Annotated in this window: 19 protein-coding genes and 2 pseudogenes; 14 read left to right on the forward strand and 7 right to left on the reverse strand. The window is 38.4% G+C overall.

Going from position 1 to position 20,851, the window contains the following annotated elements; genetic code table 11:
- From H6F45_RS24385 to H6F45_RS24400, 4 genes are all read left to right on the forward strand, one after another.
- Positions 1 to 286 (forward strand): zinc ribbon domain-containing protein (locus H6F45_RS24385; RefSeq protein ID WP_190348641.1); only part of this gene is annotated, 286 nt, incomplete at its 5' end.
- 75 nt (positions 287 to 361) lie between these two features.
- On the forward strand, positions 362 to 682 hold the full coding sequence (gene grxC / locus H6F45_RS24390; protein ID WP_096572050.1) for a glutaredoxin 3: 321 nt from the start codon (positions 362 to 364) through the stop codon (positions 680 to 682).
- A gap of 185 nt (positions 683 to 867) precedes the next feature.
- Positions 868 to 1,374, forward strand: coding sequence for a tRNA adenosine(34) deaminase TadA (gene tadA, locus H6F45_RS24395; protein ID WP_096572051.1), 507 nt, complete (start codon positions 868 to 870; stop codon positions 1,372 to 1,374).
- A 111-nt stretch (positions 1,375 to 1,485) separates the two neighbouring features.
- Positions 1,486 to 2,259: a 1-acyl-sn-glycerol-3-phosphate acyltransferase gene (locus tag H6F45_RS24400; protein ID WP_190348642.1), complete on the forward strand. Its 774-nt coding sequence runs from the start codon at positions 1,486 to 1,488 to the stop codon at positions 2,257 to 2,259.
- Between the two features lie 535 nt (positions 2,260 to 2,794).
- Here the strand turns inward: H6F45_RS24400 and pruA are convergent.
- Positions 2,795 to 5,779, reverse strand: a complete 2,985-nt coding sequence (gene pruA / locus H6F45_RS24405; protein WP_190348643.1) for an L-glutamate gamma-semialdehyde dehydrogenase — start codon at positions 5,777 to 5,779, stop codon at positions 2,795 to 2,797.
- Positions 5,780 to 6,329: 550 nt separating this feature from the next.
- Between pruA and H6F45_RS24410 the strand changes: the two genes are divergently transcribed.
- The 3 genes from H6F45_RS24410 (at position 6,330) to H6F45_RS24420 (ending at position 8,736) form a co-directional block, all read left to right on the forward strand.
- Positions 6,330 to 6,536, forward strand: a complete 207-nt coding sequence (locus H6F45_RS24410; protein WP_137667515.1) for a hypothetical protein — start codon at positions 6,330 to 6,332, stop codon at positions 6,534 to 6,536.
- A gap of 124 nt (positions 6,537 to 6,660) precedes the next feature.
- A complete protein-coding gene (purM, locus tag H6F45_RS24415) occupies positions 6,661 to 7,686 on the forward strand; it encodes a phosphoribosylformylglycinamidine cyclo-ligase (RefSeq protein ID WP_096572053.1) in 1,026 nt (341 codons plus the stop codon).
- A gap of 363 nt (positions 7,687 to 8,049) precedes the next feature.
- Positions 8,050 to 8,736, forward strand: a complete 687-nt coding sequence (locus tag H6F45_RS24420; RefSeq protein WP_190348644.1) for a PHP domain-containing protein — start codon at positions 8,050 to 8,052, stop codon at positions 8,734 to 8,736.
- Positions 8,737 to 9,131: 395 nt separating this feature from the next.
- Here H6F45_RS24420 and H6F45_RS24425 read toward each other — a convergent pair whose 3' ends face one another.
- Together H6F45_RS24425 and H6F45_RS24430 are read right to left on the reverse strand one after the other, a co-directional pair.
- Complete coding sequence (locus tag H6F45_RS24425; protein ID WP_190348645.1) at positions 9,132 to 9,560, reverse strand: hypothetical protein; 429 nt, start codon at positions 9,558 to 9,560, stop codon at positions 9,132 to 9,134.
- 77 nt (positions 9,561 to 9,637) lie between these two features.
- Entirely contained in the window at positions 9,638 to 10,996 is a 1,359-nt protein-coding gene (locus tag H6F45_RS24430) for an AAA family ATPase (RefSeq protein WP_137667503.1), read from the reverse strand.
- Between the two features lie 660 nt (positions 10,997 to 11,656).
- Between H6F45_RS24430 and H6F45_RS24435 the strand changes: the two genes are divergently transcribed.
- The gene (locus tag H6F45_RS24435; RefSeq protein ID WP_096572057.1) at positions 11,657 to 12,547 is read left to right on the forward strand and encodes a DUF5895 domain-containing protein; all 891 of its coding nucleotides are present in this window, start codon (positions 11,657 to 11,659) and stop codon (positions 12,545 to 12,547) included.
- Positions 12,548 to 12,677: 130 nt separating this feature from the next.
- Here H6F45_RS24435 and H6F45_RS24440 read toward each other — a convergent pair whose 3' ends face one another.
- From H6F45_RS24440 to H6F45_RS24450, 3 genes are all read right to left on the reverse strand, one after another.
- On the reverse strand, positions 12,678 to 13,922 hold the full coding sequence (locus tag H6F45_RS24440; RefSeq protein WP_137667516.1) for a murein transglycosylase A: 1,245 nt from the start codon (positions 13,920 to 13,922) through the stop codon (positions 12,678 to 12,680).
- Positions 13,922 to 14,170 carry a hypothetical protein gene (locus tag H6F45_RS24445; RefSeq protein ID WP_137667505.1) on the reverse strand — a complete coding sequence of 83 codons (249 nt, stop codon included), beginning with the start codon at positions 14,168 to 14,170 and terminating at the stop codon, positions 13,922 to 13,924. Before H6F45_RS24445 ends, H6F45_RS24440 begins: the two co-directional genes overlap by 1 nt.
- Positions 14,171 to 14,427: 257 nt before the next feature.
- Positions 14,428 to 15,198 carry a hypothetical protein gene (locus H6F45_RS24450; protein WP_096572058.1) on the reverse strand — a complete coding sequence of 257 codons (771 nt, stop codon included), beginning with the start codon at positions 15,196 to 15,198 and terminating at the stop codon, positions 14,428 to 14,430.
- Between the two features lie 636 nt (positions 15,199 to 15,834).
- Between H6F45_RS24450 and H6F45_RS27190 the strand changes: the two genes are divergently transcribed.
- The gene (locus H6F45_RS27190; RefSeq protein ID WP_272110773.1) at positions 15,835 to 15,960 is read left to right on the forward strand and encodes a hypothetical protein; all 126 of its coding nucleotides are present in this window, start codon (positions 15,835 to 15,837) and stop codon (positions 15,958 to 15,960) included.
- A 282-nt stretch (positions 15,961 to 16,242) separates the two neighbouring features.
- On the opposite strand, the gene H6F45_RS24455 is transcribed toward H6F45_RS27190, so the two are convergent.
- Positions 16,243 to 16,716 (reverse strand): NADAR domain-containing protein, encoded by a 474-nt coding sequence (locus H6F45_RS24455; protein ID WP_137667507.1) that lies wholly within the window; start codon positions 16,714 to 16,716, stop codon positions 16,243 to 16,245.
- A 181-nt stretch (positions 16,717 to 16,897) separates the two neighbouring features.
- Here H6F45_RS24455 and H6F45_RS26810 point away from each other — a divergent pair.
- The 5 genes and pseudogenes from H6F45_RS26810 to H6F45_RS24475 all read left to right on the forward strand — a co-directional run.
- Positions 16,898 to 17,065 (forward strand): annotated as a pseudogene (locus H6F45_RS26810) (RNA-guided endonuclease TnpB family protein); the annotation flags it as partial.
- Between the two features lie 80 nt (positions 17,066 to 17,145).
- A pseudogene (locus H6F45_RS24460) lies at positions 17,146 to 17,523 on the forward strand (DUF2243 domain-containing protein); the annotation flags it as partial.
- Between the two features lie 85 nt (positions 17,524 to 17,608).
- Positions 17,609 to 18,214: a DUF4129 domain-containing protein gene (locus tag H6F45_RS24465; protein WP_190348646.1), complete on the forward strand. Its 606-nt coding sequence runs from the start codon at positions 17,609 to 17,611 to the stop codon at positions 18,212 to 18,214.
- Between the two features lie 169 nt (positions 18,215 to 18,383).
- Positions 18,384 to 19,508, forward strand: a complete 1,125-nt coding sequence (locus H6F45_RS24470) for a DUF4350 domain-containing protein (RefSeq protein ID WP_190348647.1) — start codon at positions 18,384 to 18,386, stop codon at positions 19,506 to 19,508.
- A gap of 197 nt (positions 19,509 to 19,705) precedes the next feature.
- A complete protein-coding gene (locus tag H6F45_RS24475; protein WP_096572063.1) occupies positions 19,706 to 20,656 on the forward strand; it encodes a MoxR family ATPase in 951 nt (316 codons plus the stop codon).
- The last annotated feature ends 195 nt before the right edge of the window (positions 20,657 to 20,851 follow it).

Below are 20,851 nucleotides of genomic sequence, written 5' to 3' on the forward strand. Positions count from 1 at the left end.
GGTAAAAGTACCCGTAATTGGTTGGATAAAAACTTATGAAATTCTCCCTACAGGATATAAACCGAAATCTGTCACCATCAGTAAACAAGCTGACAAGTGGTTTATCTCTTGGAAAATAGAAATAGAAGTGTTTAAATGTGATAACTGTGGCTTTGAGATTGACAGAGATTTAAACGCTGCGATTAATTTAAAACAAGAAGCGGTCAGATTGATCGTGTTAGCCTGTGGACTAGATAGTGCCGACACTGCTAGGGTGAAACAGGAAGAAAAAGCCAACTTTTGTTAGCATTAGTTAGCTTTTTTGTATCGGCAGAACACGCTAAATCATCTAAGCTAGATATAAATAACAAAAAATAAAAATATGCTAGATTTTCTTAACCCCCTTTTAGGTCGTCACCCAGAACGCATTAAAGCCAAAGTAGAAATATATACATGGCAAACCTGCCCATATTGTATACGTGCTAAAATGCTGTTATCTTGGAAAGGTGTAAAATTTACCGAATACAAAATAGACGGTAACGAAGAAGCGAGATCAAAAATGGCAGAACGCGCCAACGGTCGCCGTAGCGTACCCCAAATATTTATTAATAGTCAACACATTGGCGGTTGTGATGATCTGTATGAGTTGGATACAAAAGGTCAACTTGATCCGTTGTTAGCTCAGGAAACAGGGAACTCTTAATAGGGAACAGAGAATAGGGTTAGTAGCTAGTTGCTGCAATTAATTTAAAACAAGAAGCGGTCAGATTGATCGTGTTAGCCTGTGGACTAGATAGTGCCGACACTGCTAGGGTGAAACAGGAAGAAAAAGCCAACTTTTGTTAGTATTAGTTAGCTTTTTTGTATCGGAATAGCAGTTATTTACTGATGACCAATCACCAATCCCCAATCACCAATCCCCAATCACCAATCCTCAATCACCAACAATGGATGCATCAGGCTTTAGAATTAGCACAGGTAGCAGGTGAAGCGGGGGAAGTTCCTGTAGGTGCAGTCATTGTTGATGCAGCAGGTAATTTAATAGCTACAGGTGAAAATAGAAAAGAAAGAGACAAAGACCCTACTGCCCATGCGGAAGTGATCGCTATTCGTTCAGCCGCAAAAACCTTACAAAGTTGGCGTTTAGATCAATGTACCCTTTACGTCACATTAGAACCATGTCCAATGTGTGCAGGTGCTATCGTCCATGCACGTTTGGCGACGATTGTCTATGGTGTGGACGATACTAAAACTGGTTCAATACGTACTGTTATTAACATACCCTCAAGCCCCGCATCCAATCACCGTTTACAAGTAGTAGGAGGTATTCTAGAATCAGCTTGTCGTCAACAATTACAGTCCTGGTTTGCAGCAAAAAGACATAAGCATAAATAACAGACAGAGGTTAAACTGTCCAGATAGGAAAACAAAAATTACTCAAGAAAATTTACGGTGGACATAATCAAGTTTGCGTCACATTTTACCAGCTAAATTTCAGCCACCGTTATGAAGGAATTTTACTCTGCGTCTACCAAGTCCCCCTCTCAACTAACAAACATCTCTAAAAATTCTAAGGTGGTTTTTAGTAGATCACAGGTTTCCCCTTGGTTAACTTCTTTAGCCTATAGTTTGGGGCATAATGTGGTGATACCTATGTATTTTGCTAAAATTGACATCCTGGGGCAAGAAAATATCCCCAAAACTGGACCAGTGATTCTTGCACCTACTCACCGTTCCCGTTGGGATTCCTTGCTGTTACCCTATGCTACAGGTCGTTATGTTAGTGGTCGAGATCTGCGATTTATGGTGACAAGCAGTGAGTGTCAAGGAATACAAGGTTGGTTGGTGAAACGCATGGGAGGTTTTCCTGTAGATACTCAAAAACCTGCGATCGCCGCCTTGCGTCATACAGTAGAGTTAATTTCACAGGGAGAAATGTTGGTGATTTATCCCGAAGGTGATATTTTTCGAGATAGCAAAGTTCACCCTTTAAAATCAGGTGTTGCGCGTTTAGCTTTAAGTGCAGAACATCTGCATCTAGGGTTAGACATCAAAATTATTCCTGTAGCTATTAACTATAGTCAACCCTATCCCAATTGGGGAACAGATGTAAATATTCAAATTGCTGAACCTATAAAAGTACAAGATTATATTCCTGGATGTTTAAAACAAAATGCTAAAAAATTGATCGCAGATTTAACAAATAGATTACAACAATTAAGCAATCAACAATCAAAAATTATATCACATCCAGCAGATTCCCTTCACGAAGTGTGGTGAAACCATAGAGATGAGCAAGTCCTAAGTTGACAATTTCATAGACAAAACTATACTTATATTGACAAAAATCAATATATTTTTAGGAAAAAATCAACTACTTGATATATAATACGGTGATATCAAGTATTGAATTGAGACTATTGCCGACGCGAAAACCAAGCAATGATGGTGGTAGTCTTTTTCAGAAACTTAATTGGAACACAATCGCGTCTGGCTAAGGCGTGAAAGTCTACTGAGGGATAACTGCTCCCATGCTCCCGTTGAAGTAGAAAGTAAAGTCTAGTTTTGTCTAGGTTTTATATAGCAGATACACATTTAGGGTTTGCTGAATAAACTCAAAACCTGGATGGATAAAGAGTTTGAGGGTGATAACAAAGAAAATAGGTGCAAGGTTTTGGAAGCTATGAGTAGGAAAACCTTGCACTTTGTTGGTTTTTACCTCGTTTGAAAATACAAAAAACTCCTTGATATCCTCAAACTCCTGACTCCTGGAAATTTTTAATTTTCACGGAAAGACTTTTTCAGCCAACCCTAATTATTCATTACCTGCAATTGGGGCAAAACCCTGACGTTGAATGTTCTCTGTAATACTCCTTGGTTCTAGAAACTGCAATAAATAATCTGGACCACCTGCTTTTGAACCTACACCAGAAAGTTTAAAACCGCCAAAAGGTTGACGCGCGACAATTGCCCCGGTAATATTGCGGTTAATATACAAATTACCAACTTCAAATTCTGCTTGTGCTTGTTCAATGTGGGAAGGTGTACGAGAATAAATACCACCTGTTAAAGCGTAGTTTGTAGAATTGGCAATTTCCAAAGCTTCCGTAAAATCCTTAGCACGAATCACCGATAAAACAGGACCAAAAATTTCCTGCTGTGCAATAACCCCATCTGGGGGAACTTGAGAAAAAATCACAGGTCCGATAAAATAACCTTGATTGGGTGCAGATAACTCCAAAGCTAAAATAGCTTCTTTTTTTCCAATCTCAATATATTCTAAAATGCGATCGCGTGCATTTCCATCAATCACCGGACCAACTTGGGTACTGGGTAAGTCCGCTTCCCCAATATTTAAAGACTTCGTAGCTTCCACCAACCTTTCTACAAAAGCATCATAGATAGGTTGTAAAACAATAACCCGTGAACAAGCAGAACACTTTTGACCACTATACCCAAAAGCAGACTGGACAACCCCGACAACAGCCTGGTCTAAATCAGCACTTTCATCAACAATAATCGCGTTTTTCCCTCCCATCTCCGCAATTACCTTTTTCAGATGCTTTTGACCAGGTTTTAAAATTGCTGCTTCTGCGTAAATTCGACATCCCACTTCTTGAGAACCGGTAAAAGCAATTACATGAGTATCAGGATGATTCACTAAATAAGCACCGACTTGAGAACCCTTACCAGGAACGTATTGAAAAACACCTTTAGGTATTCCCGCTTCAATCAAAATTTCCGTCAACTTAGAAGTTATCACAGAAGAAGTTTCCGCAGGTTTCAGCAAAGTACAATTCCCCGAAACCAAAGCAGCAACAGTCATACCGCAAGCAATAGCCAAAGGAAAATTCCAAGGAGAAATTACAACCGCAATTCCTTTAGGCTGGTAAATATAACGATTAGTTTCACCAGCAACGTCATAGATTACACCTTGATCAAGACGTTCCATCTCATCAGCGTAATAGAGACAAAAGTCGATAGCTTCCGAAACCTCCCCATCAGCTTCCTTAACAGGTTTACCCACCTCCAAAACTATCCAAGCAGAAAGTTCAGCACGTCTTTCTTCCATCAACTCAGCAGCTTTCCGCAGAATATCAGCACGTTGCTTAACCGGTGTCTTCTTCCAACCAGGAAAAGCAGCTTTAGCAGCTTTCATTGCTTCCTCAGCTTGTTCAACGCTGATTAAACCTACTTTTCCAACAACCTCACCAAAATTAGAGGGATTCAGAGAATCAACAAACGTTGTCGTATTTACAAACTCACCATTAATCAAAGGTAAATAAGTCCTACCCAACTGCTGACGCACATTTTGGAAAGCAACTTGAGAAACCCTTCTTTTCTCCTCCTCAGCATAATCCGTATCCGCAACACCAACAAAACCTTCCTTCTCTTCTTTGCGACTTTGCGCCTTTGCGTGAGAAAAATCTATAATTGGAGGAGCTAACAACTCATCAACAGGCTTATTTTCCAGATTTTGACGTAAAAAAGAACTATTTGCCGTATTTTCCAACAATCTACGAATTAAATAAGCCATTCCCGGTAATAAGTCACCATAAGGACAATATACCCGAACCCGATAACCCTTATCTACCAAGGCTTTGGCAATTTTATCACCCATCCCATAAAGAACTTGCATTTCAAAACGACGACGGGGAACATTGAGACTTTCTGCTATGGCGATCGCCCTAGATTGGGATCTAACATTATGACTACCTATGGCAGAATAAACATACTCGTGATTTTCTAACAAAAGCTGAGTTATCGCTTCAAAATTGGCATCTGTTGCCACTTTATCATTAAAAACAGGCTGTTTCCAGTGTTTTTGTTCAGCTTTGATAGTTTCCTGATCCCAATATGCACCTTTAACCAAACGAATAGTAAGAGGATAACCGCGCTGTTTTAACCATGCAATGACATCTTTTGCATCTTGTTCACTGTCACGCAGATATGCTTGGATAGTGATCCCGATATCTGTACGTTCACGAAACTCCTCTTCCTGTAAAAGCTTTTTGAGAATCTTCAAAGTAATATCTTTATAGGCGTACTGTTCCATATCAAAATGTACTGCTGCACCCAATTCTTTTGCACGACGTAATAAAATCTTAATGCGATCGCTCACCCGTTGTTCACTACCATTAGCATTTAACGGATCAAACTGGGAATAAAACGCAGTTAATTTTACTGAAACCTGCACTTTAGGAATCATTTCCCCATCCGCTTCATCAATAGCGGGGATATGCTGCCATTTTTTCGATGCTTCAACCAACTGCTGCATCAATTCCAGGTATTTTTCTAAATAAGATTGTGCTTCTATTTCCGTAATTACCGCTTCCCCAAGTAAATCAATAGTGAAAGCCATCTTTTCCTTTCTCAGCTTTTCCACCGTTTTGATTACCTGTTGGATATTTTCCCCAGATATATATTTATGTGCTAAAGTTTGCACAGCAGTTTCCACGGTTGTAGCCGCTACCTGTCCCGGCATAGAATCAGGGTTAGCAAAATTCAGCATACCCTTTAAAGCTGCGGGTAATTCTACCGACTCATCACCCAAATATTCTTGCAAATGGGATGCAATTTCTGATTTACTATGTAAAGCGGGTAAAGTATCAATAAATCGAAATAACTGGACTCGTAACCCAGGATTACTCATAGCCCAAGCGAGTAACTTATCATCCCAGCGCATCTGATCGCGCAAAGAAGCCAGAAAAGAACGACTTTCCCCAGTTGCAGCGAGAACCTGTTTAGCAATTTCCTGGGTTTTCGCTTCGTAAGTGTTATTTTGTACTTGTAATACCATAAAATTTGTTAGTAATTGGTAATGGGTAATTGGTAATTGGTAATGGGTAATTGGTAATTGGTAAATTTATTACTGTCACCTGTCACCTGTCACCTGTCACCTGTAAACCGTCTCAAGTAATAGTTTGGAATGTGGTTATATTGAAAGTCTGGAAAAACTTAGCTTTAGGTTACTGGAATAGACGTAAATTCACTATTACAAAAATTTGCCATTCAAAGCGGTGTTACGGAAATTACTTTTGTCTGTTATGACGCTTATCAAGTAACTATGAAGATTTACTCAAGTACCCAATTATTTTAGCAGTTGCCAAAGATGATCAACCAATTCCTCGTGAGGAAGGAGGACCGGTTTATTTAGTCTTTCCCTCACAGAAAATGTTGGTTTTCGAGTGTGGTGGCCGAATAGTAAAGTTAAATTACAGGTGTCAGACTGCGTGATGTTCTATCTTTAGCTGGTGTTAACTTAAACTCTAATGATTTCGTTATCGTGCGTGGTAAACCACCAGCTTACCAGAAAAATTCCAATGAAAGGAAAAATAAATTCAGGTTTTATGGATAGTAAAGAATTAGCACAATATCTAGAAGCTACAGATAGTATTTCTAAACCTTGGTTATTAGTACAACTGCGGCTGAAAAAATTACAAGAACGGCGAGATACAATATCACCGGAAGCTTACGAGCGAGAATTAGCAGATATTCACCAAGATTTAATGAATTTAGGTGAATGGTGGCGAGGTATTGAAGATCAGGTATTTTGAGGTGATAGGTGACAGGTGACAGTAATAAATTTACCAATTACCAATTACCAATTACCAATTACCAATTACCAATTACCCTATAATAAACGGGGTTGAAAAAAGAATGATCACGGTGTAAACAGTCATGGATTATCGGGATGCAGGTGTTGATGTTGAAGCAGGTAGAGCTTTTGTAGACCAAATTCGCAATTTAGTTCACAGTACCTTCAGATCAGAAGTATTAGGTGGTTTAGGTGGCTTTGGGGGCTGTTTTCAACTGCCTACAGGTTATCAAGAACCAGTATTGGTATCTGGTACAGATGGTGTGGGTACAAAGCTAAAAATTGCTCAAATTCTCAACCGCCATGACACCGTAGGTATTGATTTAGTGGCGATGTGTGTTAACGATGTGCTAACATCAGGAGCAGAACCGCTATTTTTTCTCGATTATGTAGCTACTGGTAAGCTGGATAAAGAGCAGTTAACTCAGGTAGTGGCAGGAATAGCTACTGGTTGCAAACTCGCAGGTGCGGCTTTATTAGGTGGAGAAACCGCAGAAATGCCTGGTTTTTACCAAGTCGGTGAATATGACTTAGCGGGTTTTTGTGTGGGGATAGTCGAAAAAAACCGGATGTTAGATGGTTCTCAAGTACAAGTAGGTGATGTAGCCATAAGTTTATCTAGTGCAGGTATTCACAGTAATGGTATAAGTTTAGTGAGAAAGATTGTTAGTGATGGTGGTTTTTCTTGGAATGATACCCCAGAGTTATTAAATGGTCAAACTCTCGGTAATGCTTTTCTCACTCCTACCCGCATTTATGTTAAATCTGTATTAGCAGCATTGAAAAATGGTTTAAAAGTTCACGGTATGGCACATATTACTGGTGGGGGTTTACCAGAAAATTTACCCAGATGCCTGGGAACAGGTCAAGCTATTAAAATTAATCCTGGTAGTTGGAATATTCCCCCTGTGTTTCAGTGGTTAGCTCAAGCCGGTTCTGTTGGTGCAGAATCTATGTATAATACATTTAACATGGGTGTGGGATTTGTGCTAATACTGCCCCCCGAACAAGCAGAACAAGCAATTAGCCATTTTCAATCACAGGATATTCCCTCTTTTACCATTGGTGAAGTCGTGGCTGGTTCTGGTGAATTAATTGGTCTTTTTTAAGCATTCAGCCATCAGCAGTCAGCTAAGACTAATTTGTCATTTCTCTGAAATTGAGATTTTTCATAGCAATTGAATAACAAAAGCTGACGGCTGATCACTGACAACTATATCAGTATCAGTATTTATAGAAATTTTCTGAAAAATTTAGCATTTCTTTATATAAGTAATCAAAAATACTCATGACTGTAATGATTGAGATTTGCTAACGTAGTTTTAACAAATCGCAAAAAAATCATTACTGTAGCCTAAAAAGTAGCTTTAAATACTAGCTTAATGTGCTAGTAATTTCTCGGTTCTATTTCTTGTATGTAAGTGTGCCGCGTTCTTTTATTCAGAATCACATATTTTTGATCAGAGGGGGTTATGGTTGTAAATTTTGCCCGGACTACTGCTTCCACAGAACTGTTAAAACAAGTCTTCCAAAGCCTTGATGCTCAAAGTTGTCCCAGGTTTTTCAACTTTCATTTACACACGGTATTTTCGGATGGTAGATTGCATCCACATATACTTATGGAACAGGCGATCTCCATTGGTTTGAAAGGGCTTACAATTACTGATCATCATGCCGTTGGTGGGTATCAATTAGCACGAGATTGGTTAGAAGATTGGAAATGGAATCATGCTGATAGCAGCATTCCTCATTTGTGGAGTGGTGTAGAAATTAATGCAGGTTTGCTAGATGCTGAAGTACATATTTTGGCTTATGGTTTTGAAATAGAACATTCCAGTATGAAACCTTATCTGCAAAGAAAAGCCTCTACAGGTATAGATTATCAAGCAGCTAACGTTATTGCAGCTATTCATGACGCTGGTGGACTAGCTGTACTTGCTCATCCAGCACGGTACAAGCGATCGCACTTTGATTTAATTCCTCAAGCTGCTGAATATGGTATTGATGGGGTTGAGACTTTCTACGCTTATAAAAATCCTAACCCTTGGAAACCTTGCTCTGTAGAAACGGAAAAAGTGCAAATGTTAGCGGAGGAGTATGGTTTATTTAACACCTGTGGAACTGATACACATGGTTTAAATATACTACAACGATTATAAATAGGAGTCAGGAGAATTTTAGATTTTAGATTTTAGATTTTAGATTAGAGTTGAGGAAAACAATCCAAAATCCAAAATCCAAAATCCAAAATTGAATTACCTGTAGTGAACAAATCTTGCTTAGCAAGATTTGAAAAATTAACAAGAGATTTTTTGTGCGATCTCCATTGCTATAAACTCACATTCCGCATAAGCGGAGAGTAAAAAAATAATTATCTCCAAAAACATTGTTTGGTAAGGGTTTTCAGGATTTTAGTTCAAAAGAACTATAAAATGTTTATTAGGAATTTATCTCATTTATTGAGAATATTTTTGGAGTAAAGTTTGTACAACCCTGAATCTTTCGTGATAATTATTCAGAATTGGATTTTATCTGCGGAATGTGGGTATAAAAATCAAATCTTATCTTTTTCAAATTGCACAGATCCATATTCAAAATTACCACCATATTTTTTTAGTAAACTCTTTAATTTTTTTACTCTAGAATCATTCTCAATACTTTTAGGAGCATTAAATTTACTAACTTTACTGAGTACAGCCCTAGCAAAAACTGTTCCAATAATTTGCGGTTTAAAATATTCAATTGTTTGAGTTAATTGTTCAACAGCACTGATCAAATCCTTACCTTTTAACTCAATAAAATACATTTTTTCTCCAGCATCCATATTATTATCATTAGCCACTTTTTCAGTATTACATACTATCATTAAATAATCACACTTACGCTGATTTTCATCATCAATTACACAACCATCTATTTTAATTCTACAAACTTGTTGAGCAGATAAATTGTTTAGGATATATTTTCGTTTGTTTTCTTGCACAGTAATTTTCTGACCATCATTACAAAACGTACAATCTGGATATTTTTTTTCAAACTCTTGGCAATTGCATTTCATACTTAATCCTCAATTTCAAAAAGTTGATTAAATGTATTAACAATAATCTCAGAAGCTCTATCAATCTCTGCTGATTCAATTAACCCCATTTCTGAATCCAGAATAGAACGAGTAGTACCTTGCTCTACAATAAAAGCATTTAATCTATGAGGATCAATCCAAAGGTTATGATTTACTATTTCTTCCACCTGTTCCGATTTTTGCAAGCCTAACTGATGGGCATATAGTAAATTGTTAAATGACGAAAGAATATAGGGACTGTGAGTTGTTAAAATGATTTGATTTGCAGCTTGATTTGCCAGTAAAGCAATTAAATCAATCATTTGCTTTTGTGCAACAGGAAAAAGATGCGCTTCAGGTTCTTCAATAACTAAAAATACATTCCGCTGATTAAGAATTAAAAGCAGAATCAGTAACAAAATCCAAACAACCTCTTGTTGTCCTGATGATGCAAAGTTGATTAAGGTGCTTTTTCCATTGCCAAAATCAATTCTTTCAGTACCATTTTGATAGCGATAAGAGCCTTTGAGAATAGAATCCACAATGTTTTGAGCTAGAGTGATAACTCGCTTTGTTTCACTATTGGTAGAAGTAGAAAGTTTTTCTTTAATTAAATCACCAATTGCTTGATTAAAAATAGGTTTCGCGCTATCAATTCGATTAATAAAATTTTGCATTAAATAATCTAATTTTATTAAACTATCTGCTGCTAACTCAGTGTTACCAGATATCAAATCCTCTCCCATGTCAATGTTATAACGCTGTTGAGATAGAATAGTAATCAGACTACGACCAGCAGGTAAAAATAGCAAATCTCTATCATCATTAAATAGTTGGTTTACTTCTTTTGTGATATTCTCAAATAGAGCTGCTTCTTTAGCCTTAATAGCACTAATTTCACGGGAAGAAGAAAATAAACCTCTCGAACTCATCTGCTGCAATTCAGTATTCAAACTTCTAGATTGATCTACTAAATCACGGAACTTTTGTTTAAAAAAATCATCAAAATCAACAGTTGTAAATTGGTTATTGGTAGAAGGTTTAACTGTGACTTCCATGCCGTTTCCATACTGATACTTTAATTCCATTTCAGGAAATTGTAGTACCGAACCATACATTTTAATAAACTTCTGTTTTGCTCGCTTGGCAAAAGTAGTGATAGTATCTTCAAACTGCTTTTCGTGGTAGCACTGATACAGATAGGTTGTTAAATCATCTCTCAAAGATTTAAAAAAGAAGATAGCTTTGCTAACAGTGCTTTTACCACTAGCTTGTGAACCAATAAAGATAAGTATGTCTTTAAGTTCAATCTTTAAGTCTGTAATTGGTCCAAAATTTTGAATGATTAACTGCTGAGGCATAAGGGAAAATAAAACTTACTCAATCATAAAATATGTTATCAACATAATTATACCCAATAACCCCGCTTTTTTGTCAGAATCAGGTGGTTATAGAGTTTCGACTACGCTCAACTACCGCGACTTGTACTGAGCCTGTCCTGAGCCTGTCCTGAGCCTGTCCTGAGCCTGTCCTGAGCGGTGTCGAAGGGCGGTGTCGAAGGGCGGTGTCGAAGGGCGCAGTCGAAGTAAGTCGAGATAGTATCCAGGATTCAAGGATTTACAGGATAATTTTTGTCTGTGCATCAGGTGGATATAGTACGTTAGCGTATCCCTGTCGGGACTCGTAGAGATAGCTTACCGAAGGAAGGTATCCCACTCATCACCAAACCTCCTCATCCTTCTCTCTTCTTCCTTCGCTTCCTTCGTGTCTTCGTGGTTCATTCCCTCTTATCCTTCCCTGATACAACACGACAAATTACCGTTAAAATAGACGCTTATCACCCATGATATAAAAATTATACCCACTTACCCCCACTTCACCCCAAACCAACCACCCCCCAAGGAAAATTGTTAAAATCTAATTCAGAAAGTGCCACACATCCCAGATGAATGGTAAAAAAGATGGTACAAAAGATAGTAGAAAAAATAAACTTGTAAAATAAAACACACGGATATTCAAAAATGGTTAAAGCATCTGCTAACAGTAATCATGCTAAGTTCGACTTTGAAGACGAAAAATTTAACGCCCCACCATCCCAAACCCTCCCCTGGTGTCAAATGATCAGACCCCGCTATGGTGAAGATGGTTTACAAAGTTATGGTTTAGCCCTTAAACTCGATAATGCTCAAGCTGTGGGTTTTCAACCTGATGATAATTGGCAAGAAATAGAACATGAATTTGATTCTGGAGAAGTAGACACATTTTTTATTACCACTACCCCCAGATTAGTAATTATCCGTCGTGGTCCCTTATCCGTTCAGGACCGAGACACAAAAATTAGATTAGGTACTTTTAAAGATTACAAAGATGATTTTTTAGCTAATAAACTGAAATTTAAAATCTACACTCGCCATCTGATTTTTTTAGTCGGTGAAGATAAAAAGTTTTTACATCAATCACCTTTACAATTAACTCTCAGTGGTGCAGCGGGCGCAAGTTTTGGTAAGAGTTATTCTGAATATCAACAAGGTAGACTGACTGGGGGTTTTGCGGGAGAATTAGAAAAAGCTTATGCCAGTTTTCAGAATAAACCATTAACTCCCAAAGGTCCATTATTTCATGCACATGGGATTTTTTGCCCGATTATTGAATGCGAAGAAAGAGGTATTGAACCGAATATTGTTTTGGTGGCTGCAACTGTAAATTATGAACATCCTAAAGATTCAAATTTAACAAAATATATGATTGCTTCTGATTCTCCTGAATCGGAAATAATTTGTAAGATTTTTGAAGATTACAAAGAATTTGGTAAAGAATTTATGAAACCAGATGTTTCTAAAGCAGAAATATCTGGTGTTACCAATTCTTATATTTACGCCGATGATGATGATTTTGCTTATCCACCATACTAGGGACTAGGGATTAGGGACTGAGGACTGGGAAAAAGCAGGGGAGCAGGGAGCAGAGGGAGATAGATCAGTTATGACTTATCGCTGTTTACTGTCACCAGTCACCAGTCACCAGTCACCAGTCACCAGTCACCTATTCTCTCAACAATAAATAATATAGTGATCCATTGCCTCCAGTAATTCCAGCGCGATCGCCCGCTAATTTACCAGTACCCATAAAGTAATCTACTCTACCAGGTCCCCTAATCGCGCTACCTGTATCTTGATCTAATACAAACCGATCAACTCTGCGTCTTTCTAACCTCCCTCCACCCGCAGGAAAAGGAAACGCATTTTGAATCAATGCTAATGCACCAGGAGGCATGAGAGATTTATCCGTAGCAATGGAACGTTCTGCGGTTACGGGGACGTTAATACTACCTGTAGCTGGCGCACCGTTGGTTTCTTGGAAGAATACAAATCTTTCCCAGCGTGGTAAATAATTATTCATTTCTCTGGGATTTCTGCGGAAATAACTAATTAATTTAGGCATGGTTAAACCGCTTAATGGCAATTTACCATCTTTTGCTAGTTCTCCACCAATGCTAGTCCAAGGATAATCCGTTCCTCCGGCAAAACCTACAGAAGTTCTCCGTCCATTGGTTAATCTAATTTGGGCAGAACCTTGAATTTGGATCATGTAAGGTTCAAGGCGATCGCGGAACCACAACATTTCTAAACCGCGTAATCTGCCTTTATGTCCTTGTAAACCATCTTTACCTTCCAATTCTACCCTTTTGGGATGGGGTTTTTTCCATTCTTTAAAATCCGGTGGTACTCTATACATAGGATATCTGTATACAGAAGTTCGCACCCGGCTGGCAGTATACACAGGCTCATAATAGGCAGTAAATTTAACCGTACCCTTGCCATCGTTCCCTGTAGACTGGTAAAAAGCAAACTCCCGATGTACAGCCGCTTGTAGTTCTGCTGCTGACTTAGAACTCACCACCAGTTGTCGGAAGCGTAATAAACTCCGACGTACCCGATCTAGAGTAATCTCCTTGATGGGGTAGTTAACATATATTTCCGCCGCTCTATTAGTTTCCAGATAACGCAAACTGTGATCAATGGAAGTTAATAAAGCTTGGCGATCGCCATTTCTCCCCCAAAGTTGCTCATCCCAACCCAAGCATCTTTGAGAATTACAAGCAGTTTCCGGGGAAATAGGTTGCAGTGCTGGTACAACTTCAGGCGTATTTGGTGCTGGTACTGGTACTGGTATTGATTCTGGTGCTGGTGCTGGCAGAGGAATCGTTACTTGAGCTAAAACTGAGCTAACAGGACTTGTACAGGCAATTCCCAGACTCAAGGAAAACAAAGCAAGGGTTTTTCTCATCATCTTTCAATACTAGAACTAAAAATCGGTTCTACCCGAATCCCTATAATCTTAGAAGGACGTACCACCATATATTCGCCTTGAATATTTTTAATCGGTACGTTAATAAAGTCATTAGAAGCAGACTTTGGTACAAGTTCACCACTATACCACTTTTGAAAATCTTGAATAGTGGGAAAGCGCACTTCTTCCGGATGACCACTTTCCAACAGGAGGTGAATCGCATATTCGTTGGGAGTTCTAGGCATAAATTCACATTATTTTCTATACATCCAACCTATTGTTAACCACGTCAGCCCCCAATGAAAAGGGTAAGCATACGGGAGAAGTGCCAGATGTACCAAAATACGGCAACGAACCGTAATTTTACTTTCCCAAAATGACGCTGACTTCCCCCTCAACAGTTCCCGACTTCTCAAAATTAAGATCCCTGATTTCTCACAGAAGTCGGGGATCTGAAATGGGCTGAAAAAATTTAAGAAAATAGTTTTCAAACAAACAGTTGTCAAAAAAATAGTTTAAATCGTGCTAATTGATTTTCCATAGTCACGGTGAGGATTTTATTCAGTTCTGCACCGTCCCTAAATTGTAAAATTTGCTGTGTGGGTAAATCAAAGGGAAATTGTCCTTCTAATTCTGGACGTTGCATTTGTCCTAGTACAATTTGTTCAGAACGTTTATTTTCCATTGCATAACCAATTTCTACACAGACGTTAGGACTAGGAATTAATTGACAAGTTTCTTTCCCATCAATGCTGGTAATAGGTGTGGTATCCGCAATAAATAATAAACTCTTACGGATTTTCCGCATCATGGTACGATTTAACCTTAGCGGTGCATGACTGGGACGGGATGATTCTATTAATGTTAGGGGTAGACGGGATTTACCATTTAAAATTTGCAAACTTTCTTGCAGTTGTTCTCTGAGCAAATCACTAGATTTTGCATATTCAGTTTGATAGCAGAAAAAAATTGTTGGTTCTAACTGCGCTAACAAACTTTGTTTAGTTAAATAAATTTCATGACTAATTAAGTCAATGTTCGCTACACAATAACCACCACTACCCTCAATATAAAATTCTATATTTTCACCTTCCAAATAGCGCCTAAACCAAGTTGATGCTTTGACTTCATCGCTATCTTCTAAAAAATCCGCACGCAACCCTGATTTTAGCAGGCTTTTTTTACTCAAACGAATATCTGGAGGGCGTTTCTCCAATTCCGTAATAGGTTCATAATCCTGTAGATACCACGCTCTGAGCGCAATAATTGACATAAATCGTTATTTAAACTGTTTTTCTATTCAATTGTAGTACAAACTTACGTATTGGTGATTGGTGATTGGTGATTGGTGATTGGTAATAAATTATTACCTATTACCCATTACCCATTATTTCTTATTTATTACCAAACACAACAACACCCAACATCTACTAGCTTGGTGTTTCCCTCCCCTTGTTTATACTATCCAGGGATGTACTTTCTTTCATCACCTTGATCAACAAGGAATGAAAACCAGTTACATTGCCCCCTGATTCTCACTAATTTGAGGGAATATAAGCGTTCGCGTTGGGTGTTGCGGTGTTTCGACGAGACAGATAGGAATTTAACAGCTTTTTAACCTCTTACTACGTTTCTTTTCTCTTGTCTTTCCTTTTCTTTTCTTTTCTTTTCAACTCTAGCTGTTTGATCTGCCAGGGAAGCTTTTTTCTTTAGCTTCAACTATTAAAATAACACCTCAAAAATTATTTGTCTATAGTCTTTCTCTTTTTGCAATTAAACTTTACTTTTATCGGAAAAATGATTTAAGAAAAGTTGAGTAAATAGGTCAATTACATCCAGAAATATTTTATTAGCAAGGGTTTCTATTTTATTACTATTTTATAGTATTCACTCATTTATATTTTAAGTTTTGAAACAAATCTATTTAGGGTTTCCTGAAAAAGTTATCTGTGAGGGTACAGGAGTTCAAGGAGTATGGCTACGCCACGCTTACTTCGACAGGCTCAGTACAAGTCGCTATCAAGGAGTTTTTTGATTTGGAAATTGTGCCAATACTAACAAAGTACAAGCTTTCTGAGGCTCACAGTACCTAAAACCTTGCACAATTTTAATTTTAATCATCCTCAATCCCTTGATTTATCTAGGTTTTACATTTATTCAGCAAGCCCTATTTACGCCGTGCTGTACTAGCTACTAACCCTCTTTTGGTAGTGTGAAATTTAGATTGGGCAAACAAGAGATGCTAACGGCGCACGTAACATTATATTGCGTGCTTTGAGAGATTCCTCCTTTACCGTCAGCAATGATGGTATTGCTATCAAGAATTGGTAATTGCTTTTAACAACATTAACTGACGGATTTGTTCACGCACACTCATGAGGATTTTACCTAGATGATTTTGACCTGTTTTATCTACTCCACAGCCCCAAAAATAATCTGTGGGTGAATTTTCCACCAAAATTTCATCCCCAGTAACTAAAAGCACTTCTCTGATGTCTGCATGAGTGAGAAATTTTTTTAGTACAGCTGCTCGCATCACATTAGTTTTTACCAGATCCCAATCTGAGCGCAGTTTGCGATCGCCACATCGACCTAAAGCAGCCGCTTCTTCAGGGGTAGGTGCAGCATAGATTAAGGGTATAAAAACCTCATCCTCACTACCAGCAAACTTTTGCGCTTGATAATAATGTTCAACTGTTGGCCAGTAAGTACCGTCAATTTCGATAGGGTGGGGAGAAAAGTTAGAAAAACAGCCATAGGGCTGCCAAACTTTGTAAAAGTAAATAGTCATTTGAAAATTTCTCTTTTATAGCAGTCAGCAGTCAGCTATCAGTGATCAGCATTAAAATCCGTTGGCGACCAGGATTTATAATTCAATTTTGTACTTCATTCATTTAGCTGTAATAGGCTGTATATTAAATTTTATATTCCTGTTGACTTCCGTGCAGCCGTACTAGCCTCAAGACAGAAGAGGGTTTGTTGAAGATAGAGATATTAACGCCAGTATCAACATCCTAAAATTAGGATTAAGTACCGCAGGACATACGGGATACGCTACAGGAGATTTGCCCTCTTGGGCGATTGGTGTAAACCTGTCGTCTAATGGCGAGTCTGTGAATGTAGAATCTCCTCGCTTTTAGGCAGGAGAGTGTCAATTTGGTAGCCAAAATAATGAATTTCTGAAGTTCTTATGAAGTCCAAGAGTGAGGCAAGTAACGACTTTGTTGATGGCATCTTGCTATATCAAATTCTCCAATGGCATCACATGATCAGTAACGTTCAACCACTTACCACCATCTCAAATATAGATTTAAACATGGTCTGGGATGGTTTATTTCATGCTTTTGACTAGATATTGACTGTGATAGGTATAATTTTACTGTAGCAAGCTGGCAAACGTGAAGATGTTGCTTGGTCAACACAGACTTTTGTCGGTTCAATACTGATCGGTGCTGGGTTGTTTGATTTCGTTGAAGGACTTATAGCTCACCACATTCTCGGTATCCATCATGTCAAACCAGGACCCCATCAGTTAGCCTGGGATTTGGGATTTTTGGCTTTAGGAGCTGTGCTTGTTATTATAGGCTCGAAAATGATACTTGGAGGCAGGAGGCAGGAGGCAGGAGGCAGGAGGCAGGTGAGAAAATTAACAATTACGAATTACGAATTACGAATTACGAATTATGAACACGGATGCTTTTGAAAAAACAAACTGGGTTTGGCAGTTGTATTTATTTCAGGAAAAAGTAGGAGAATGGTTTGAATACCAATTTTCACGCTTTCAAAAAACCCTGCCAGAATTACCTCCTGGTTGGTCAATTAGTCCTTGGGTAGCTGAATTACTAAAAATTCTATTTTGGCTGATACTGGGTTTATTTTTCGTTTGGGTAATTTGGCGTTTATGGCAAGAATTTAATACTTACATTTATGCTTGGCTGGCAAGATTTGATCATGCCTTTATTTCCCAGAATAAAAATCAAGCTAATGAGTTATCTATCAGCTTGTTGTTAACTAAAGCCCAGGAATTTTACCAACAGGGTAACTATCAGGAAGCTTGCCGTTATCTATATTTAGCTATGTTACAGCAACTGCATGAAAAAGCGATCGCACCTCAACAACCTAGCCGCACAGACGGCGAATATCTGCAATTACTAACTTCTAGTGCAACTCCTGTTCAGCCTTATGAAACCTTAATTACCACCCATGAGCAATTATGTTTTGGTAATAATGAAATTTTGGCAGAAAATTATCAACAGTGTCATCAAGCTTATCAAGAACTGTTTAATTAGTAATTAGTCATTAGTTATTAGTTATTAGTCCCCAGTCCCCAGCGATGCACTGAGCTTGTCGAAGTGTCCCCAGTCACCAGTCCCCATTCACCAGTCACTAGTCCCCAGTCACTAGTCCCCAGTCACCAGTCCCCAGTCCCCATTCACCAGTCCCCAGTCACCTAAAAATATGAAACGCCGTAACCGCATTATTTGGCTAGGTGCGATCGCTCTAGCAGCCATAATTTTACTTAGCATAACAGTTGCTCCTAGCAGTAAAATCAATAGTGGTTCTAGTTATAATCGCGCACCTGAAGGTTATGGTGCTTGGTATGCTTTTATGCAATCTCAAGGCACAAATATCCAACGTTGGCAAAAGCCTTTTAGTGATATTGAAACCGAAACAAACCCTGTAACTTTGCTCCAGGTGAACAGCACTCTCAGAAACCCAATGTTTTATTCACAACAAATTGAATGGGTAAAAAAAGGTAATACCTTAGTGATTTTAGGTGTAAAACAACCACCAACAGCGGCAGAATTTAGCAGCAATCAAAAATCAGCTTTTGGGGATGTCAAAATCGACACTAGCAGAAGATATCAAAAATCTCAGTCAGAACAAGAGTTAGAACAAGAGTTAGAACAAGTTTTGTTAGGCGATCGCTATGGTGCTGTAGTCTGGGAAGAGAAATATGGTAAAGGCAAAGTCATTTTCGCTACCACTCCCCATTTAGCCGCCAATGCTTATCAAGAAGAAGCAAATTTCGTATATTTAGCAGATTTAGTTACCAAAGGTAACCAGAAAATACTTATAGACGAATATATCCACGGATACAAAGATCCTGATATCAGAGAGAAAGAAGGAAGAGGCGATTTATTGGGTTACTTGGCGAAAACTCCTTTATTTCCAGCATTGGTACAGGTGGTGGTATTGTTATTAGTGCTAATTTGGTCTGAAAATCGCCGCTTTGGTAAACCCGTCACTTTAGATACACCAGTTATAGATAACAGTCAGGCTTACATACAAGCATTAGCAGGAATTTTACAAAAAGCAGAATCTAGCGATTTTGTACTGGAAATGGTCGGAAAAGAAGAACAACTGCAACTACAAAAAGTATTAGGATTAGGTCAAATACTAGTAGAAAATGAAGTTTTACTCAAAGTTTGGCAAGATCAAACAGGTAAAAATGCAGCAGAACTAGATGCAGTCTTAAAACTACAAGTAAAAAAACACCGAATCAGTGAACAAGACCTGATAAGCTGGTTAGGGAAATGGCAAAGTCTACGGAAAAATCACAATTCAAAATCTAACATCTAAAAATTAATCTTTAACTCAAGATTTGATAATCTACTGATCTATCAAATATTCTGACTCCTGACTCCTGACTCCTGAATTATTAGCAAGTTGCTAGTTATAACCGTGATGGAAACATAGACAAAAAATTAATTCTGACTCCTGACTCCTGACTCCTGACTCCTATTTCTTGATTAGCAACTTACGTTATCCATAAAAATATGAGTGCAACACATCCTGTATTAATTCGCCTTGGACAAGGACTAAACCAAATAATTGTAGGACAATCCAACCTAGTTAAGCAATCGCTAATAGCATTGTTAGCAGGTGGACACATAATTTTAGAAGGTGTTCCCGGAACTGGCAAAACACTCCTAGTCAAAGTGTTAGCGCAGTTAATTCAAGCAGATTTCCGACGGATTCAACTTACACCAGATGTTTTACCATCGGATATTACAGGAACAAATATTTTCGACTTAAATAGTCGCAACTTCGTACTCAAAAAAGGTCCTGTTTTTACAGAAGTTTTACTCGCTGACGAAATTAACCGCACTCCCCCCAAAACACAAGCTGCACTGCTGGAAGCAATGGAAGAAATGCAAGTCACCTTAGATGGTGAAAGCTTACCATTACCAGATTTATTTTGGGTGATTGCGACGCAAAACCCCCTGGAATTTGAAGGTACTTATCCCTTACCAGAAGCACAGTTAGATCGGTTTTTATTCAAGCTAGTTGTAGATTATCCAGATCAAGCAGCAGAAAAGCAAATGTTACTAAATCGACAAGCGGGTTTTGCAGCTAGACGCTTGGATATTGCCAAGTTAAAACCAATCACTACAGTAGCTGATATTTTAGAGGCTAGGCAAGCCGTTAAACAAGTTAAGGTATCTGAAGCTATAGTTGATTATCTCTTGGAATTGGTGAAAAAAACTCGTCAATATCCTGATTTAGCTTTAGGTGCATCTCCTCGCGCTGCTGGTGCTTGGTTACAAACATCTCAAGCATCTGCTTGGTTAGCGGGTAGAGATTTTGTCACACCTGATGATATCAAAGCTGTTGCGTCTCCACTGTTGCGTCATCGTTTACTTTTGAAACCAGAAGCAATGCTGGATGGTTTACAAATTGATGCGGTAATAGCTGCGGTAATTAATCAAGTTCCAGTTCCCAGATAATCAGCAATTTGCTGTTTTTATCGGGAGCATCCCAATTTTGAAAAGATAACCGCAGCAACACGAAAACATCTGCTATATAAAACCTAGACAAAACTAGACTTTACTTTCTACTTCAACGGGAGCATGGGAGCAGTTATCCCTCAGTAGACTTTCACGCCTTAGCCAGACGCGATAAATTAATTGCAGCGTTTAGAT

Source organism: Sphaerospermopsis sp. FACHB-1194, assembly GCF_014696235.1.
In the GTDB taxonomy this organism is placed as follows: Bacteria; Cyanobacteriota; Cyanobacteriia; order Cyanobacteriales; family Nostocaceae; genus Sphaerospermopsis; species Sphaerospermopsis kisseleviana.